General features: G+C 39.8%; 16 protein-coding genes. 8 read left to right on the top strand and 8 right to left on the bottom strand.

The window, feature by feature from the left end:
* Positions 1-31: 31 nt before the first annotated feature.
* Positions 32-496: an FxsA family protein gene (locus ACWIT3_RS01270; protein WP_457161033.1), complete on the bottom strand. Its 465-nt coding sequence runs from the start codon at positions 494-496 to the stop codon at positions 32-34.
* Positions 497-642: 146 nt separating this feature from the next.
* Entirely contained in the window at positions 643-2,211 is a 1,569-nt protein-coding gene (locus ACWIT3_RS01265; protein ID WP_457161032.1) for an AbgT family transporter, read from the bottom strand.
* A 328-nt stretch (positions 2,212-2,539) separates the two neighbouring features.
* On the opposite strand from ACWIT3_RS01265, the gene aspA reads away from it, so the two are divergent.
* Positions 2,540-3,958, top strand: coding sequence for an aspartate ammonia-lyase (gene aspA / locus ACWIT3_RS01260; RefSeq protein WP_457161031.1), 1,419 nt, complete (start codon positions 2,540-2,542; stop codon positions 3,956-3,958).
* A gap of 107 nt (positions 3,959-4,065) precedes the next feature.
* On the opposite strand, the gene glyS is transcribed toward aspA, so the two are convergent.
* From glyS to glyQ, 6 genes are all read right to left on the bottom strand, one after another.
* The gene (glyS, locus tag ACWIT3_RS01255; protein WP_457161030.1) at positions 4,066-6,135 is read right to left on the bottom strand and encodes a glycine--tRNA ligase subunit beta; all 2,070 of its coding nucleotides are present in this window, start codon (positions 6,133-6,135) and stop codon (positions 4,066-4,068) included.
* Positions 6,136-6,154: 19 nt separating this feature from the next.
* Positions 6,155-8,119, bottom strand: coding sequence for an HpaII family restriction endonuclease (locus ACWIT3_RS01250; protein WP_457161029.1), 1,965 nt, complete (start codon positions 8,117-8,119; stop codon positions 6,155-6,157).
* A gap of 138 nt (positions 8,120-8,257) precedes the next feature.
* The gene (locus ACWIT3_RS01245) at positions 8,258-8,644 is read right to left on the bottom strand and encodes a lysozyme inhibitor LprI family protein (protein WP_457161028.1); all 387 of its coding nucleotides are present in this window, start codon (positions 8,642-8,644) and stop codon (positions 8,258-8,260) included.
* A gap of 16 nt (positions 8,645-8,660) precedes the next feature.
* Positions 8,661-9,284 carry a glutathione S-transferase N-terminal domain-containing protein gene (locus ACWIT3_RS01240; RefSeq protein WP_457161027.1) on the bottom strand — a complete coding sequence of 208 codons (624 nt, stop codon included), beginning with the start codon at positions 9,282-9,284 and terminating at the stop codon, positions 8,661-8,663.
* A gap of 17 nt (positions 9,285-9,301) precedes the next feature.
* Complete coding sequence (locus tag ACWIT3_RS01235; RefSeq protein ID WP_457161026.1) at positions 9,302-9,565, bottom strand: hypothetical protein; 264 nt, start codon at positions 9,563-9,565, stop codon at positions 9,302-9,304.
* The gene (gene glyQ, locus ACWIT3_RS01230; protein WP_457161025.1) at positions 9,562-10,470 is read right to left on the bottom strand and encodes a glycine--tRNA ligase subunit alpha; all 909 of its coding nucleotides are present in this window, start codon (positions 10,468-10,470) and stop codon (positions 9,562-9,564) included. Before glyQ ends, ACWIT3_RS01235 begins: the two co-directional genes overlap by 4 nt.
* 247 nt (positions 10,471-10,717) lie before the next feature.
* Here glyQ and ACWIT3_RS01225 point away from each other — a divergent pair, with 247 nt between their 5' ends.
* The 7 genes from ACWIT3_RS01225 to accC all read left to right on the top strand — a co-directional run bounded on the left by ACWIT3_RS01225 (position 10,718) and on the right by accC (position 16,740).
* A complete protein-coding gene (locus ACWIT3_RS01225) occupies positions 10,718-11,986 on the top strand; it encodes a DUF2254 domain-containing protein (RefSeq protein WP_457161024.1) in 1,269 nt (422 codons plus the stop codon).
* 92 nt (positions 11,987-12,078) lie between these two features.
* Positions 12,079-12,936, top strand: coding sequence for a 1,4-dihydroxy-2-naphthoyl-CoA synthase (gene menB / locus ACWIT3_RS01220; RefSeq protein ID WP_457161023.1), 858 nt, complete (start codon positions 12,079-12,081; stop codon positions 12,934-12,936).
* A gap of 64 nt (positions 12,937-13,000) precedes the next feature.
* Positions 13,001-13,162, top strand: a complete 162-nt coding sequence (locus tag ACWIT3_RS01215; protein WP_457161022.1) for a hypothetical protein — start codon at positions 13,001-13,003, stop codon at positions 13,160-13,162.
* 2 nt (positions 13,163-13,164) lie between these two features.
* The gene (gene menC / locus ACWIT3_RS01210) at positions 13,165-14,151 is read left to right on the top strand and encodes an o-succinylbenzoate synthase (RefSeq protein WP_457161021.1); all 987 of its coding nucleotides are present in this window, start codon (positions 13,165-13,167) and stop codon (positions 14,149-14,151) included.
* Positions 14,152-14,219: 68 nt separating this feature from the next.
* Positions 14,220-14,678, top strand: a complete 459-nt coding sequence (gene aroQ / locus ACWIT3_RS01205; protein ID WP_457161020.1) for a type II 3-dehydroquinate dehydratase — start codon at positions 14,220-14,222, stop codon at positions 14,676-14,678.
* 152 nt (positions 14,679-14,830) lie between these two features.
* Positions 14,831-15,292 carry an acetyl-CoA carboxylase biotin carboxyl carrier protein gene (accB, locus tag ACWIT3_RS01200; protein WP_457161019.1) on the top strand — a complete coding sequence of 154 codons (462 nt, stop codon included), beginning with the start codon at positions 14,831-14,833 and terminating at the stop codon, positions 15,290-15,292.
* A gap of 101 nt (positions 15,293-15,393) precedes the next feature.
* Positions 15,394-16,740 (top strand): acetyl-CoA carboxylase biotin carboxylase subunit, encoded by a 1,347-nt coding sequence (accC, locus tag ACWIT3_RS01195; RefSeq protein ID WP_457161018.1) that lies wholly within the window; start codon positions 15,394-15,396, stop codon positions 16,738-16,740.
* Positions 16,741-16,773: the final 33 nt, after the last annotated feature.

Raw genomic sequence — 16,773 nt, 5'->3', positions numbered from 1 at the left:
GTTTTTTTTTGTTTCAAGGGCAAAAGTAAAATTATTTTATTCTTTTATCATCATCCACTTGTTTTTCGTATTCTGCTTCAAAGACCTCTCCTTCCGTGTGAAAAGTGCGGTCTGTTTTGGAAAAGAATCGTGCACGGAAAAATTGAATTTTGTCCACAATCAGCTTTTCAATCCACAGACTTGTGATAGGGGCTAATAGTAACAGTCCAAGGAGATCAGTTAAAAAACCTGGGATAAAGAAGAGGACGCCTGCCACAATCCAAATGCCTGATTTTAACAATGAGCGTGCAGGAATTTCACCACGTGAAAGCTGTTTTTGTACATTTAATAAAGTATACCAGCCTCGTGCTCGAATCATCAGCAAACCCAAGACAGAGGATAAAATCAGCAAGGCAATTAGCCCGAAGATACCGATTGCGGAGCCTATCCAAACGAGGAGCGATAGCTCAATATAAATAAAGAGAAATGCAATCAGCATAAAGAGTAGAAAAGGCATGAATACGCTCCTTATTACGTAGAGTGAGAAATCTTTGGGTTATAGATGGTACCCATTTTGTTAAATTTCAAGCGTACTGTCTGAGAAAGTTTAACACAATAAAGCTCACAGAAACGCTGTGAGCTTTAATGTTGTAATGAAAGGAATTATTTTGCTGGGTAGAACATCGGTGCATTTGGACCGACAGGGAAGCCTAATACAAATACCCAAATAAAGAATAATGCCGACCAAGCGACTAAGAACGCGACGGAGTAAGGTAACATCATGGACACTAAAGTGCCAACACCCGCATCTTTTTTATATTTCAATACCGTCGCCATAATTAAGCCAAAATAGCTCATCATTGGGGTAATAATGTTAGTCACAGAGTCACCGATACGGTAAGCGGCTTGGATAATTTCAGGTGAGTAACCTGTTAACATCAACATTGGCACGAAAATTGGTGCTGTCACTGCCCATTGTGCTGAAGCTGAACCAATCATTAAGTTAATGAATGCACAAATGATGATAAAGCCCATGAACAGTACGCCACCATGTAGTCCGACTTCATTTAAGAAGTTTGCGCCTTTCACGGCAATATATTGACCAATATTGGTCCAGTTGAAGAATGCGACGAATTGCGAAGCAAAGAAGATAATAACAAGATATAAACCTAATGTGCTCATTGCTTCAGCCATCGCGTTTACCACATCTTTTTCACTGCGAATACTTTTTGTAACAATACCATACACGGCACCAGGAATCGCGAATAAGATAAAGATAAATGCCACGATAGATTTTAAGAAAGGTGAACCTGTGACCAAGCCGGTTTTCGGATCACGTAGAATACCGTCGGCTGGCACAATTGTCCAAGCCAGTAACGCACACATAATCAAAAAGACGAAGCCTGCGTATTTTAAGCCTTTGCGTTCTAATGGCGTCACTTCATTGGAATGTTGTAAATCGAGCTCTTCTTGTGAAAGATGGCTGTTATAAGGGCCTAATTGTGGCTCGACAATTTTCTCTGTGATGAAATAACCAATGAAAGCGATGACGAAAGTACTGGCTGACATAAAGAACCAGTTTGCTTCTGGTCCAACGGTATAAGTCGGGTCAATAATTTGTGCGGCTTGTTGTGTGATACCCGCTAAAAGTGGATCGATAGTACCTAATAGTAAGTTAGCCGAATACCCACCAGAAACCCCTGCAAATGCGGCGGCTAATCCAGCTAATGGATGACGACCTAATGAGTGGAAGATAATAGCAGCTAATGGAATTAAGACCACATAACCTAATTCAGAGGCGGTATTGGACAGAATCCCAGCAAATACAATCGTGAATGTCGTTAATTTACGTGGTGATTTTGTCACTAATAAACGCATTACGGCTGAGAGTAAACCTGCTTTTTCAGCGATCCCAACCCCGAGTAATGCAACCAATACGGTACCTAGTGGGGCGAAGTTAGTGAAGTTTTTAACTAAATTAGTTAGGATTTTACTTAAACCTTCAGCATCGAGTAGGCTGACAACATAAATCATGCCATCTGCGGCACGACCTTTTGTTCCTTCTGGGCGAGGGTCGGGAACGGCCAAGCCAAAATATTCACCTAATGCAGAAGTGATTAATAACAAAACGATAAAAATCATAAAAAGTGTAACTGGGTGTGGAAGCATGTTACCCAGCCACTCAACGGTATGAAGAAATTTACTGCCTTTCTTTTGTTGTGTTGTATTCATATTTAGTCCTTCTATTTTACTCATGATACAAGGGCTATGATGAGTTTGCCCTGCGGCAATCTATCATGGAGTGTATAGGATTCAAACAAAAATTTTAACAAAGTGTTAACAAGATCAAATTATTTTGTTTTGATTTCTGTTATTCTTGTCAAATTTATAGGGAAAATACGATATTTATTACACATTTGAGATTAGAAAAAGTAATCTGAAAGATAAAAATATGTCGTGGGGATACATCGTTAAAATGTGATTGCGATCAAATTCTTAGCATATTCCTTTCCCTATAATATGTGAGTAACTTGTTCAGCACTCGAAATGGAGGATTAAAATGACAGCAACAAGAAAAGAAGTGGATTTACTTGGTGAACGTGATGTCCCTGCAGAAGCATATTGGGGAATTCATACCTTAAGAGCGGTAGAAAATTTTAATATTTCAAATGCGGTGATTTCAGATATTCCTGAATTTGTTCGTGGAATGGTCATGGTTAAAAAAGCGACTGCATTAGCGAATGGTGAACTCGGTGCGATCCCAGACAACATTGCGAAAGCCATTGTTGCCGCTTGTGATGAAATTTTAACAACGGGTAAATGTTTAGATCAATTTCCGTCAGACGTCTATCAAGGTGGTGCAGGCACGTCTGTGAATATGAATACAAATGAAGTGGTTGCTAATCTTGCATTAGAGATTTTGGGACATAAAAAAGGAGAATATCAATACCTTGATCCAATGGATCATGTCAACGCGAGCCAATCAACCAATGATGCTTATCCAACAGGATTCCGTATTGCTGTGTATAACAGCATCATGAAATTGATTGCTAAAGTATTATATTTACAACAAGGGTTTGAAAACAAAGCAAAAGAGTTTTCCAACATCTTAAAAATGGGACGGACGCAATTACAAGATGCGGTTCCAATGACTGTGGGTCAAGAATTCAAGGCGTTCTCTGTATTATTAGATGAGGAAGTACGCAATTTGACACGTACTGCAGAATTGTTATTAGAAGTGAACTTAGGTGCGACGGCAATTGGCACAGGATTAAATACCCCACAAGGTTATGCACCATTAGCAGTGAAATACTTGTCCGAAGTCACAGGATTACCTTGTTCTTTAGCGGAAAACTTAATTGAAGCAACATCCGACTGTGGCGCTTATGTCATGGTACACGGGGCATTAAAACGTACTGCGGTGAAATTATCGAAAGTATGTAACGACTTGCGTTTATTATCTTCGGGACCTCGAGCTGGATTGAATGAAATTAATTTACCTGAACTACAAGCAGGCTCCTCTATTATGCCAGCAAAAGTGAACCCTGTTATACCAGAGGTGGTAAACCAAGTCTGTTTCAAAGTGATTGGTAATGATACAACAGTGACTTTTGCCGCAGAAGCAGGACAATTACAATTAAACGTAATGGAACCTGTGATTGGACAGGCAATGTTTGAGTCTATTGATATCTTAACAAATGCTTGTGTGAACTTACGTGATAAATGTATCGACGGTATCACTGTGAATAAAGAAATCTGTGAAAACTATGTCTTTAACTCAATTGGTATCGTGACGTATTTGAATCCATTTATTGGTCACCACAATGGCGATTTAGTGGGTAAAATCTGTGCAAAAACGGGTCGCGGTGTCAAAGAAGTTGTGTTAGAGAAAGGGTTACTGACAGAAGAACAACTTGATGACATTTTATCAGTTGAAAACCTAATGAACCCGACCTACAAAGCGAAGTTGAATAAATAATTCAACGGGTTTTGGAGTTAACCGCACTATTGTGAAGATGATGGTGCGGTTTTTTATGATATAGAAAAAATAGCGCATTGAATGCGCTATTTTTGTACTTTTTATACTTATTGTAATAAGGAAATATCAGCAACTTGTAAGAATAAATTACGTAGATTGTTTAGGATTGCTAGACGGTTTTGACGTAATTTTTGATCTTCGGCGTTCACCATGACATTATCGAAGAACGTATCCACAGGCTCACGTAATGCAGCTAAGCGGTCTAATGCTGCTTGATATTCCCCGTTAGCAAATAATGGTGCTAATTCAGCTTGTAATGCGATCACTTGTTCTGCTAACACTTTCTCTGCTGCTTCAACACATACTGCAACATCAATAGTTGCCGGTAGTTCACCTTCTACTTTCGCTAAAATATTGCTTACACGTTTATTTGCAGCTGCTAATGCTTCTGCGGCATCTAAAGTACGGAAGTGAGAAACCGCACGCACACGCGCATCAAAATCAGCAGGGCGAGTAGGGCGACGTGCAAGTACTGCTTGAATCACATCAACAGCAATGCCTTCATCTTGATACCATGCGCGGAAACGACCAAGCATAAAGTCCACAACTTCTTCTACGACGTTTGCATTTGTGAGTCTGTCTCCGAAAAGTGCGGCTGATTTTTTCACAATTTCTTCAAGATCAAGTGGTAAGTTTTTCTCAACGATAATACGTAACACCCCTAATGCCGCACGACGTAAAGCAAATGGGTCAGCGCTACCTTTTGGCTGTTGACCAATACCGAAAATCCCCGTCAATGTGTCAAATTTATCTGCTAAGGCAACTGCACTTGCTACTGGTGATTTTGGTAATTCATCGCCTGCGAAACGTGGCATATATTGCTCGTTTAATGCAACCGCGACTTCTTCATCTTCACCATCGTGACGCGCATAGTGCATACCCATTACACCTTGCGTATCAGTAAACTCAAATACCATATTGGTCATTAAGTCACATTTAGAGAGCAATCCCGCACGTTTTGCTTTTGCTTCGTCTGCACCGATTTGTTTCGCAATTTCGCCAGCAAGTTGCTCAATGCGAGCGGTTTTATCACGTAATGTACCAAGTTGTTGTTGGAATAATACGGTTTCTAAACGTGGCAATTGATCTTCTAAACGTTGTTTTAAGTCGGTTTTGAAGAAGAATTCGGCATCGGTTAAACGTGGGCGAACCACTTTTTCATTTCCTTCGATAATCTTGCTTGGATCTTCTGGATTGATGTTCGACACGAAAATAAAGTGCGGTAATAATTTTCCGTCTTTGTCATAAATTGGGAAATATTTTTGGTCGCCTTTCATGGTGTAAACCAACGCTTCCGCAGGTACAGCAAGGAAACGTTCTTCAAATTTCGCCGCCAAGACATTTGGATATTCCACAAGTGAAGTCACTTCATCAAGTAAGTCTTCTTCAATATCAGCCACGCCACCAAGTGCGGTCGCTTTTTCTTGTGATTTCGCTAAAATTAATGCTTTACGCTCATTGAAATCAGCCACAACTGAGCCTTTTTCTTTTAATAGCGCAGGGTATTGATCCGCGTGTGAAATTTGGAATTCACGCTCACCAAGGAAACGGTGACCACGAATCGTTGTACCACTTGCAACACCTAAAATTTCGCCTTCGATTAATTCATCACCAAGTAACATCGTTACAGTGTGAACAGGACGAATAAATTGAACTGTTTTGTCCGCCCAACGCATTGGTTTTGGAATAGGTAATTTCGCCAACGCATTTGCAACGATATCTTTGAGTAAGTTTTTGGTGGGTTGACCCTCGATAGTAGCACGATGAACTAACCATTCGCCTTTATCAGTCGCGATACGTTCAGCTTGTTCAACGCTGATCCCACAACCACGCGCCCAACCTTCTGCAGCCTTAGTCGGCTTGCCTTCCGCATCAAACGCCGCAGACACCGCTGGACCACGTTTTTCAATTTCTTTGCTTGGTTGTGCAGTCGCTAAAGCTAACACTTTCACAGCTAAACGACGTGGCGCCGCAAACCATTCTACTTTGTCAAAGGTTAAACCCGCTTGGTTTAACTCCAATTCTACGTTCTCTGCAAATGCAGTTGCTAATTTCTTGAGCGCCTTCGGTGGCAGCTCTTCAGTGCCGATCTCGGCGAGGAAGTTTTGTGTTGTCATTGTTTTCTCTTATTGATTTTTAAAATCTAAGCTGTAGATTTAATTTAAAGTAAAGTTCTCTATTTTCTGCAATCAATGAACCATATCTGTGGCGAGTTGTAGAAGGTGTATCAAAGCGAATATTTTCATACAGATAATTTTCTAAACTTTCCAAATCAGTTATATGATAAGCAAGTTGCGAACCATCGTTTTTTACTACGATTGTGCCATTCGCAAGATATTGTCCATTCCATTTTGTGCCTGCAAAAAATCCCAGTAAAATCGCTACTAGTAGTTTTTTGACTTTAATTCTTAAGCCGTCTAAATCTGTGATAAACAAGGTTGGGCTTCGTTTAAAAATAGAATTTAAGTTTTCATCAAGAGTATTTGTTCTATTTTTGTGAAATTCAAGCAACATCTCTGCTACTAGTCTAGGCATAATGCTGTCAACTAAATCAAGATTATAACCCATAGTTGTTTGTTCAACTCGTTCAAATTCTAAATAACCACCTTTTTGATATATAGTAGATATACGGTCTTTTAGTTTAGTTCTGGTATCAATAGCATTGATTTCATCTAATAAATCACTAGATAAATTCTTTACTTTATAAATAAAATTAGTATTTCCAGAAGCATTTAGTAGAGTTGGGGAGTTACCTAAATAAGATTTAATACCAAATCCGTGCTCTTTATATTGCTCAGTTTCATTCTCTATATCTAATACAATATCCGCTTTTTGATTAGAGGTTCCCCCCTTAATGAGAGTAACTCCTAACTGACTACTAATAATATGAAATTCAGGAATATCAAAGGTTTTATGTCCATTTCTTATATATTCTGCAAGCGTATTTAATACAGTTTGATTTAAGAATGAAGATGTTTTTATTCGATGCACTTCACCAGTTTTTTTATTTTCTACTTTAACAACATCATTTTCTGACAAATAACAGTCCTGCTGAATATTAAGAGTTGTTACTTTATTTATTTTGAAGAAATCTTGTTTTGAATTAAGATCTTTATCCGCTAAATGTATTCTTTGATCTGTTAATAACTTTAAGAAAGTATAAAGTTCCGTCCATTCACCTTTATTTTTAGTTTGTTTCATTTCATCTTCTCTGTTGATATGATCCAAAAAGTTCATATACTCAATCATTCTTTCTCCACAAGCTCTTACTGCATCGACTGCGACACTATTACCTAGCTGTTTCATTGCCTGTGATTTGGGTACTGGAAATTCGAAACTATCAGGGAAGCCTTGCATTTTTCTAGCCTGTTCTGGCATTATTTGGCGAATTTTCCCATCAACTAAATATTGATCCCAATTTCTTCTATCACCAATTTTAGATCCTCGACCACCTACTCTTAATGTATACCCAATATCTCGATCACACTTTCCCCCCCAGACATCAGACATTGTGAATTTTAATGGTATAGGTTGAGGAAAAGAAAAACTACTCAATAATTGTTCATTTCTGAAACCAATCATAAAAACTCTAGGTCTTAGTTGGGGTAAACCAAAATCAGAAGCTTTGATAATCTGAAAATAAAAACTATAACCCAATTCATTTCTTAAAATATCTTGAATAATTTTAAAGGTTTTTCCATTATCATGATTAATAATTCCCCGCACATTTTCCAGAAAAAATGCTTTGGGTTGTTTTGCTTCTAAAATCTCAACGATATTGAAAAACAAATTTCCTCTTTCAGAACGATGGGTATCTTCGAAGCCTCTCTTATATCCCGCTTGACTAAATGGTTGACAAGGAAATCCAGCACATAATACATCAAAATCAGGTAGTTCAGATGGAGTTATTTTTCGGATATCATCATTAAATAAATCATTACTGAATAATTCAGGATTTATTTTTTTAAAATTATGTTCATAAGTAAGACGAGCATAAGCATCAATTTCTGATGCGAAAACACATTTTCCTCCTAAACTTTCCATAGCTATATGAAAACCACCTATACCTGCGAATAAATCTATAAATGTAAAACCTTTCATTTTTTTAATCTAATTTGCTATTTCGTCTAAGTTAATTTAACTTTGCTTCTATATTTCAGATATTGCTCGTTTTTCTACAAATATTTTTGCTTTACCCTCATTCGTTAAGAGCACAACACTATATCAGGCCAGCTATAACTAATTTTCCCAAGCGTGGCAGATGATATCGCTATCTCGGCAATTCCCTGTTTTACATTCACGTAAGCGGTCACGTAAATATTCGGTACGTTCTTTATTCACTTCGTAATTGCAATCTACATTAATTGTGCCATCTTGCTCACAAGCTGAATTACGGTACTTCAACCAATCACGTTGAGTATACACTAGCGACTTCGCAGTATTCGGTTTCAGCTGTTTTTTTAGCTCTTTGTAGACATCATTTAATTCTTTATCTGATTCTATAAATAACTTAGATGCACAGTAGGTGCGGTCATAAGATGTCATAAAATGACTACAAGCATCACTTGCCATGGTTCCCATTGGGATTAAGCATATTGTAGAGAATAAAAAATGACGTAGTTTCATATTATGTTCCTCTTTGTTAATGTGGCTGAGTCGTTTTTAATTCAGGATATTTTTCGTTCATCTTTACTGCCCATTGTACTAAGTGCGGTACGATGTCGTGAAGATTGAGACCGAGTTTTTCTCTACGCACGGCATACCAATCAATTAAACAAACCGCAGAAATGGTACCAAGATTTAACTCATCGCCGAATTGAGCAAGATAGCGTTCTAATTCTTTGAAACTGCGAATATTACGTTCGATTAATTGTTGGTGGCGAGTTATCCACCATTCATTTTCAGGACGATGCATACGTTCGACAAGAATGGGGATTGAGTTTTCCATAATGCCATCCGTTAAGGCATGAAGTTGTAATACGCACCAACGTCGGCTGTCGCGAGGCAATAAATGACGTTCTGGTTGATTTTGGGCACCGAGATGATCGAGGTATTCACAAATCACATGACTGTTATATAGCCATTCACCGTTATCCATTTGTAACGCAGGGATACGACCCAGTGGATTATCTTGGTTATGCGGTGAGTTGGGATCAAAAGACGATTGAATGGTTTGTAATTCAACTTGATCCTCGAGCTGATGATGTTTAATTACAGTCATCACTTTGCGTACATAAGGACTGGTGTTGGAATGCCAGAGTTTCATGTTGTTGCTCCTAATGTTTAGCCGAAAATGTCCTTGAGTTGATCACGTTCTAATATCACCTGCTCATCTGCTAATAACAATGCAGGGATACCTATATCACCATTGGCTTTCGCAGATTCAAATGCAGAGTGGTGATCACGTAATCGTAAGAAGTGTTTGAAATTCACCATAGACGACATAATTTCCACTGCTTCATATTCCACATTTAAACGTTCTAACTCTGCGACAAACGGCGTTGTATCTGGGCAGAGTTCTGCGAAAAAGAGTACAGGTTTTATCATGATTTTTTACAACCTGGAAAACCTAACGCTTCTCGGCTTGCGTAGTAAGCTTCAGCAACACCTTTGGTTAAGGCACGAATGCGTAAGATGTAGCGTTGGCGTTCTGTTACCGAGATGGCTTTGCGTGCATCTAATAAGTTAAAGCTGTGCGCGGCTTTTAAAATGCGTTCGTATGCAGGCAATGGTAACGGTTTTTCTAACGCTAATAATTCACCAGCTTCTTTTTCGTATTGGTCGAAGCAGTAGAATAAGAAATCCGTATTCGCGTATTCAAAGTTGTAGGTAGATTGTTCTACTTCGTTTTGGTGGAACACGTCGCCGTAAGTGGTTTTGCCAAGTGGACCGTCAGACCAAACAAGATCGTACACGCTGTCTACGCCTTGAATGTACATTGCTAAACGTTCTAAACCGTATGTGATTTCGCCTGTCACTGGTTTACATTCTAAGCCACCGACTTGTTGGAAATAGGTAAATTGGGTCACTTCCATACCGTTTAACCACACTTCCCAGCCTAAGCCCCACGCGCCTAACGTTGGGTTTTCCCAGTTATCTTCCACAAAACGAATGTCGTTTTGGGTTGGGTCGAAACCGAGCATTTTTAAGCTGTCTAAATACAATTCTTGAATGTTATCTGGTGAGGGTTTGATGACCACTTGGAATTGATAGTAGTGTTGTAAACGGTTTGGGTTTTCACCGTAACGACCGTCAGTTGGGCGGCGTGATGGTTGCACATAAGCAAATGCCATTGGTTCAGGGCCTAACGCACGAAGTGCGGTCATTGGGTGTGAAGTCCCCGCACCAACTTCCATGTCGAATGGTTGGACGATGGTTGCTCCTTGTTTTGCCCAATAATCTTGTAGGGCAAGAATCATACCTTGGAAAGTTTTTACATTGAATGTTGTCATAATATTTTCTTTATCAAAATGAGATTAAAAATAGTTCGAAAAATACGCTTTATTATAGGGGAAAGTGAGGAGCGGATAAAGAGTATTCTCTGGATTACGCGAGGTTTGCGTGCACATGGAGAAAAAAGCGTTCACATGTGCTCAGCTCGAGTAAGATTTTTTATCATTTTTTGTGCTGAGGGTATGTGGATTCTGTTCTTTTAATGTACACTGCATAGTGTATTGTTTTGTATTAAAGGAAGGTCAGATGAATTATAAATGGTTACTTGCATTAAAGAAGCCGAGTAATAAATTGTGGGTTACTGCGGCAACATGGGCGTTAGTGACAGCGATTTTTGTGTTCTCATTACGGCTTGGCGCACGAACAATTGAAGTTGGTTCGTTACCGAATATTGAGCAGGAAACCGTGGAGAGTTTACTGGATGTGATTGCTTCCAGTATGTTAGCGGTTACCACCTTTTCTTTATCTATCATGGTTTCAGCTTTTGCCTCTGCATCAAGTGGTGCTACACCACGCGCGACGGATTTGGTGATGGCTGACAGCACCACACGTACTGCGATTACCAGTTTTATTTGTGCTTTTATTTACGCGATTATTGCTAAAACCGCGTTAGGAATGGCGTTTTATGAGCAAAATGGTCGTTTTATACTGTTTATTAGTACGATTGCGGTACTCTTGTATCTGATCATTACCTTAATCCGCTGGGTTTATACCCTGTCGCAATTAGGTCGATTAGGCAATACGTTGGAAAAAATTGAACAAGTCACAGAAAAATCCTTGCGGCAGTATCGTCTTTCACCCATGATGAATGCGTCGTCAACCCATCAATTAAGCGCACAAGCAAAACAAGTGGAAGCGTTATCAAGTGGGTATTTAACACATATTGATATGCAACGTTTGCAGCAAATTGCAGAAGCTGCAAACGGTTACATTCATATTCATGTTCGCCCAGGTGAATTAGTTTCGCCAGACACAGTATTATGTAGTATTGATGTACAGGAGGACATGGAAATTGAGGCGTTGCGCCAGTGTTTTATTTTGGCAAAAAGTCGTACGTTTGAACAAGATCCAAGTTGGGGCTTTGTGGTATTGAGTGAGGCGGCTCAACGGGCGTTATCGCCTGCGGTGAATGATCCTGGTACTGCGATGAATATTATGGCGATGATGATGGGGTTGTTGGTGAAAAAAGAAATGAAAAAAGAATCTGTACCACAAGTGCAATATGATCGTTTATCGATAATTGCATTGGATTGTAATGAATGGATTCGTGATGCATTTTCACCTATTTCTCGTGATGGGGCCGCGATTCTAGAAGTGAATTTAGTGATGCAAAAAGTGTTAGCCAGTATTTGGCGCAATGCAGAAGAAAAAGCGGTGTCGCAGGCTGCCTTTACAATGGCAACACAAGCACTTGAACGAGCGTCGAATGCGTTGACATTACCTGCGGATATTGCAAGGTTAAGGCAAAAACATCAGGACCTATTCAAGTCAGTGAGCAAATCATCGCTGAGTTGAATCGGGATAAAGAATTTATGACGGAGTACAAAAAGTTCCGTTATAATGACCGCACTTTTTAACTCAATTAAATCAATTTAAAGGAAGTTACGATGCAAAATCCAAAAGATGATGTACTTTATGCACCCATTGAATGGCAAGATTGTAGCGAAGGCTATACTGACATTCTATATCATAAATCGATAGATGGAATCGCGAAAATTACCATCAACCGCCCAGAAGTACGTAATGCCTTTCGCCCTCAAACAGTAAAAGAGATGATTCAAGCGTTTTCAGATGCACGTTTTGATGAAAATGTGGGGGTGATTGTATTAACGGGTCAAGGCGAAAAAGCCTTCTGTTCAGGTGGCGATCAGAAAGTGCGTGGCGACTACGGCGGATATAAAGACGAGAGCGGCGTTCATCATTTAAATGTATTGGATTTTCAGCGTGATATTCGTACTTGTCCAAAACCTGTTGTTGCAATGGTAGCAGGCTATGCTATTGGTGGGGGACATGTCCTGCATATGATTTGTGATTTAACAATTGCGGCAGAAAATGCGATTTTTGGTCAAACAGGACCAAAAGTAGGCTCTTTTGATGGTGGCTGGGGTGCAAGCTATATGGCACGCATCGTTGGGCAGAAAAAAGCACGTGAAATTTGGTTCTTATGTCGTCAATATGATGCCAAAGAAGCATTAGAAATGGGGTTAGTGAATACGGTTGTACCTTATGCTGATTTAGAAAAAGAAACTGTACGTTGGTGTCGCGAAATGTTACGTAATAGCCCGATTGCACTACGTTGTTTAAAAGCTGCACTAAATGCGGACTGTGACGGACAAGCTGGTTTACAAGAGCTGGCAGGTAATGCCACAATGTTGTTTTATATGACCGAAGAAGGTCAAGAAGGACGTAACGCATTTAATGAAAAGCGTGCGCCAGATTTTAGTAAATTTAAACGTAATCCATAAACGTGATAGTGAACTAATCTTGAATCAGTTCATCATGCGTTTTACTACATAAGGAATGATGTCTATGTTTTCTTGGAAAAAAGTGTGTTTTTATAGCTTAATGATGGTTTTAACTGTGGTCACCGTCTTCACAGTTGGGATGTTTTTTTTAAGTAATGATGCCAAAGATAGATGCCTCGATTATGGTGGTCACTATAACGATGTGACGCAAACTTGTGAAAAATAAGAATGATTAGAACATTTCAGTTATATAAATATACGATTCCCGTTGATAGCCAACTGATTTTACGTCATCGTTTTTTAAAAAAACGTGAGGGATTGCTGGTTCAAGTGTGTTGTGATGATGCTCAAGGATGGGGCGAAATTGCCCCTTTGCCTGAGTTTAGTGAAGAAACGTTAGAACAGGCGCTTGAACAAACAGTTGCGTGGCTAAAAGCATGGACAGTGGCAACAGGTAAATTACCGTTGGAGCAACTTTATCCCTCTGTTGCATTTGGTTTAAGTTGTGCATTGGCAGAAATGAAAGGGCAGTTGAACCAAGAAGGCAATTATCAAGTCGCTCCTCTTTGCTATGGGGATCCAGACGAACTGTACGAACCATTAAATCACATGCAAGGCGAAAAAGTCGCCAAAATTAAAGTGGGCATGTATGAAGCGAATCGTGATGGATTGATTGCAGATATGCTACTTGAAGCCATTCCAGATTTGCACTTACGCTTAGATGCGAACCGTAGCTGGACACCCGCAAAAGCCCAGATGTTTGCCAAATATGTTAAGCCAGAACACCGTACTCGTATTCAGTTTTTAGAAGAACCTTGCAAAACACCAGCAGAAAGCTTGCAGTTTGCCGAAGAAACTGGGATTGCTATTGCATGGGATGAAACGGTGCGTGACCCCGATTTTTGTGTTGAAAAACAACCGCACTTGGCGGCGATTGTGATTAAACCTACTTTGGTGGGGTCATTGCAACGTTGTGTCCAACTCATTGAACAGGCACACCAGTGTGGGTTAAAAGCAGTGATCAGTTCTTCAATCGAAAGTAGTTTTGGATTAACCCAGTTAGCGCGTATTGCTCAACAATATACACCTGATACGGTACCTGGTTTAGATACGCTAGATTTGATGGACTATCAAGTAGTGAGAACCTGGCCAGGCTCGTCATTGCCTGTTGTCAAGTTAGATTCTCCATTAGTTGAAAAAGTCAACATTGACTGATAAGACCACAAAACTGCTGTTATTTCAGAAAAAATAGTTATAATTTTTACTCGAATTAGGAACACATTATGCCGCATACATCACGTATTTTGCTGTTAAATGGACCAAACTTAAATATGCTAGGGGCAAGAGAACCAAAGCATTATGGTAAGTTGTCTTTGTCTGCAATTGAGCAACGTTTACAACAGCAGGCTGCAGAATACCAACTACAGTTAGAATGTTTTCAAGCGAATAGTGAAGAAAAACTGATTGATAAGATTCACCAAAGCTTTCAGCAAGTGGATTTTATTGTGATTAATCCTGCAGCCTTCACGCATACTAGCGTGGCATTACGTGATGCGTTATTAGCGGTGTCAATTCCTTTTGTTGAGGTGCACTTGTCTAATGTTCATAAGCGAGAACCTTTTCGTCATCATTCTTATTTTAGTGATGTGGCTGAAGGAGTGATTTGTGGCTTAGGCGCACAAGGATATGAGTTTGCCTTACAGTTTGCGCGAGATTTTTTGCGAGAGTGCACAACAGATTAAAGAAAATGGCATAAAATTGTAGAATTTTATCGCAAACTTGCTGATTTTCAGGTAATCTCTCGCACGAGATGTAGAATTAACCAATTTGTACTCCACTATCCGAATACTGTGATAGAAAGTGCGGTCAAAAAATAATAATTTAGGACATGATTATGGACATTCGTAAAATTAAAAAGCTTATCGAATTAGTAGAAGAATCAGGCATTATGGAACTGGAAATCTCTGAAGGGGAAGAGTCAGTTCGTATTAATCGCGGTTCGGTTGCTCCTGCAGCTGTGCAATATAGCATGCCTGTTCAAGCACCAGCACCAGCACCTGTTGCAGCCGCTCCAGTCGCAGCACCCGCAGCGGCGCCAGCTGCAAGCGCAGAAGAAATGCCAGGTCATGCAATTCGTTCACCAATGGTAGGTACTTTCTACCGTAGCCCAAGTCCAGAAGCGAAGCCATTCATTGAAGTTGGACAGACAGTAAAAGTAGGTGATGCGCTTTGTATCGTTGAAGCGATGAAAATGATGAACCGTATTGAAGCTGATAAAGCAGGTGTCGTGAAAGCGATTTTAATCAATGATGGTGAACCAGTTGAATTTGATCAAAAACTTATCATTATTGAATAATAAAAGACGACTCTAAATAAGCGATGCCACATCGCTTATTTTTCATATTAATTTATTCTTAAATAGTCGCGAACTATTTAACTCACAAGTGGAATTTTCTTATGTTAGAGAAAGTTGTTATTGCCAACCGTGGTGAAATTGCATTACGTATTTTACGCGCTTGCAAAGAACTAGGCATTAAAACCGTTGCAGTGCATTCCACGGCAGACCGAGAACTCAAACACGTTTTACTCGCTGATGAAACCGTTTGCATTGGTCCAGCGCCCTCAACGAAAAGTTATCTCAATATTCCCGCGATTATTGCGGCTGCGGAAGTTACAGGCGCTGATGCAATTCACCCAGGATATGGCTTCTTGTCTGAAAATGCTGATTTTGCTGAACAAGTAGAGCGTTCAGGCTTTACTTTTATTGGCCCAACTGCAGAAGTGATTCGCTTAATGGGTGATAAAGTGTCTGCAATCAACGCCATGAAAAAATCGGGTGTACCTTGTGTACCTGGTTCTAATGGCCCTGTTGGCACAGATATGGCGAAAAATAAAGAAATCGCAAAACGCATTGGTTACCCTGTTATCATCAAAGCTTCAGGTGGCGGCGGTGGTCGTGGGATGCGTGTAGTGCGTGAAGAAAGCGCATTAGAAGAATCGATTGCGATGACCAAAGCAGAAGCAAAAGCGGCATTTAATAATGATATGGTGTATATGGAAAAATATTTAGAAAATCCACGCCATATTGAAATTCAAGTGCTTGCGGATACGCATGGTAATGCGATTTATCTTGCAGAACGCGATTGCTCAATGCAACGTCGCCATCAAAAAGTGGTTGAAGAGGCGCCTGCTCCAGGAATTTCGGAAGAGGTACGTCGTGATATTGGCTCGCGTTGTGCAAAAGCCTGTGTTGAAATTGGCTATCGCGGTGCAGGTACATTCGAGTTTTTATATGAAAATGGCGAGTTCTATTTCATTGAAATGAACACACGTATTCAAGTTGAGCATCCAGTGACAGAAATGATCACTGGGGTGGATTTGGTGAAAGAGCAATTACGTATTGCAGCAGGTTTCCCTCTCTCCATTAAACAAGAAGATGTAAAAGTACGTGGTCATGCAATGGAATGTCGGATCAATGCGGAAGATCCTAAAACATTCTTACCTTCGCCAGGTAAAGTCGAACATTTACATTCACCAGGTGGTTTAGGAGTACGCTGGGATTCACATGTCTATGGTGGCTATACAGTTCCTCCGCATTATGATTCGATGATCGCAAAATTGATTACGTATGGAGATAATCGTGATGTTGCTATTCGCCGTATGCAAAATGCATTAGGTGAAACCATTATTAGCGGGATCAAAACGAATATTCCGTTACATGAATTAATTTTAGCCGATGAAAATTTCCAAAAAGGTGGGACAAACATTCACTACCTTGAGAAAAAACTAGGTATGCGTGATTAATAATCATGCTTGTGTCAAACAAAAAGTGGAGCA

This window comes from Pasteurella sp. P03HT (assembly GCF_054052285.1).
Note: the sequence above shows the minus strand (reverse complement) of the source record. Positions and strands in the feature narration are given on the sequence as shown.

What these genes read in the sequence shown, in the direction of transcription:
- ACWIT3_RS01270 (WP_457161033.1), bottom strand. Translation starts at nt 496, where the DNA reads ATGCCTTTTCTACTCTTTATGCTGATTGCATTTCTCTTTATTTATATT.
- menC (WP_457161021.1), top strand. Translation starts at nt 13,165, where the DNA reads ATGATTAGAACATTTCAGTTATATAAATATACGATTCCCGTTGATAGC.
- aroQ (WP_457161020.1), top strand. Translation starts at nt 14,220, where the DNA reads ATGCCGCATACATCACGTATTTTGCTGTTAAATGGACCAAACTTAAAT.
- accB (WP_457161019.1), top strand. Translation starts at nt 14,831, where the DNA reads ATGGACATTCGTAAAATTAAAAAGCTTATCGAATTAGTAGAAGAATCA.
- aspA (WP_457161031.1), top strand. Translation starts at nt 2,540, where the DNA reads ATGACAGCAACAAGAAAAGAAGTGGATTTACTTGGTGAACGTGATGTC.
- ACWIT3_RS01225 (WP_457161024.1), top strand. Translation starts at nt 10,718, where the DNA reads ATGAATTATAAATGGTTACTTGCATTAAAGAAGCCGAGTAATAAATTG.
- ACWIT3_RS01265 (WP_457161032.1), bottom strand. Translation starts at nt 2,211, where the DNA reads ATGAATACAACACAACAAAAGAAAGGCAGTAAATTTCTTCATACCGTT.
- ACWIT3_RS01245 (WP_457161028.1), bottom strand. Translation starts at nt 8,644, where the DNA reads ATGAAACTACGTCATTTTTTATTCTCTACAATATGCTTAATCCCAATG.
- ACWIT3_RS01235 (WP_457161026.1), bottom strand. Translation starts at nt 9,565, where the DNA reads ATGATAAAACCTGTACTCTTTTTCGCAGAACTCTGCCCAGATACAACG.
- accC (WP_457161018.1), top strand. Translation starts at nt 15,394, where the DNA reads ATGTTAGAGAAAGTTGTTATTGCCAACCGTGGTGAAATTGCATTACGT.
- ACWIT3_RS01250 (WP_457161029.1), bottom strand. Translation starts at nt 8,119, where the DNA reads ATGAAAGGTTTTACATTTATAGATTTATTCGCAGGTATAGGTGGTTTT.
- glyS (WP_457161030.1), bottom strand. Translation starts at nt 6,135, where the DNA reads ATGACAACACAAAACTTCCTCGCCGAGATCGGCACTGAAGAGCTGCCA.
- menB (WP_457161023.1), top strand. Translation starts at nt 12,079, where the DNA reads ATGCAAAATCCAAAAGATGATGTACTTTATGCACCCATTGAATGGCAA.
- ACWIT3_RS01240 (WP_457161027.1), bottom strand. Translation starts at nt 9,284, where the DNA reads ATGAAACTCTGGCATTCCAACACCAGTCCTTATGTACGCAAAGTGATG.
- glyQ (WP_457161025.1), bottom strand. Translation starts at nt 10,470, where the DNA reads ATGACAACATTCAATGTAAAAACTTTCCAAGGTATGATTCTTGCCCTA.
- ACWIT3_RS01215 (WP_457161022.1), top strand. Translation starts at nt 13,001, where the DNA reads ATGTTTTCTTGGAAAAAAGTGTGTTTTTATAGCTTAATGATGGTTTTA.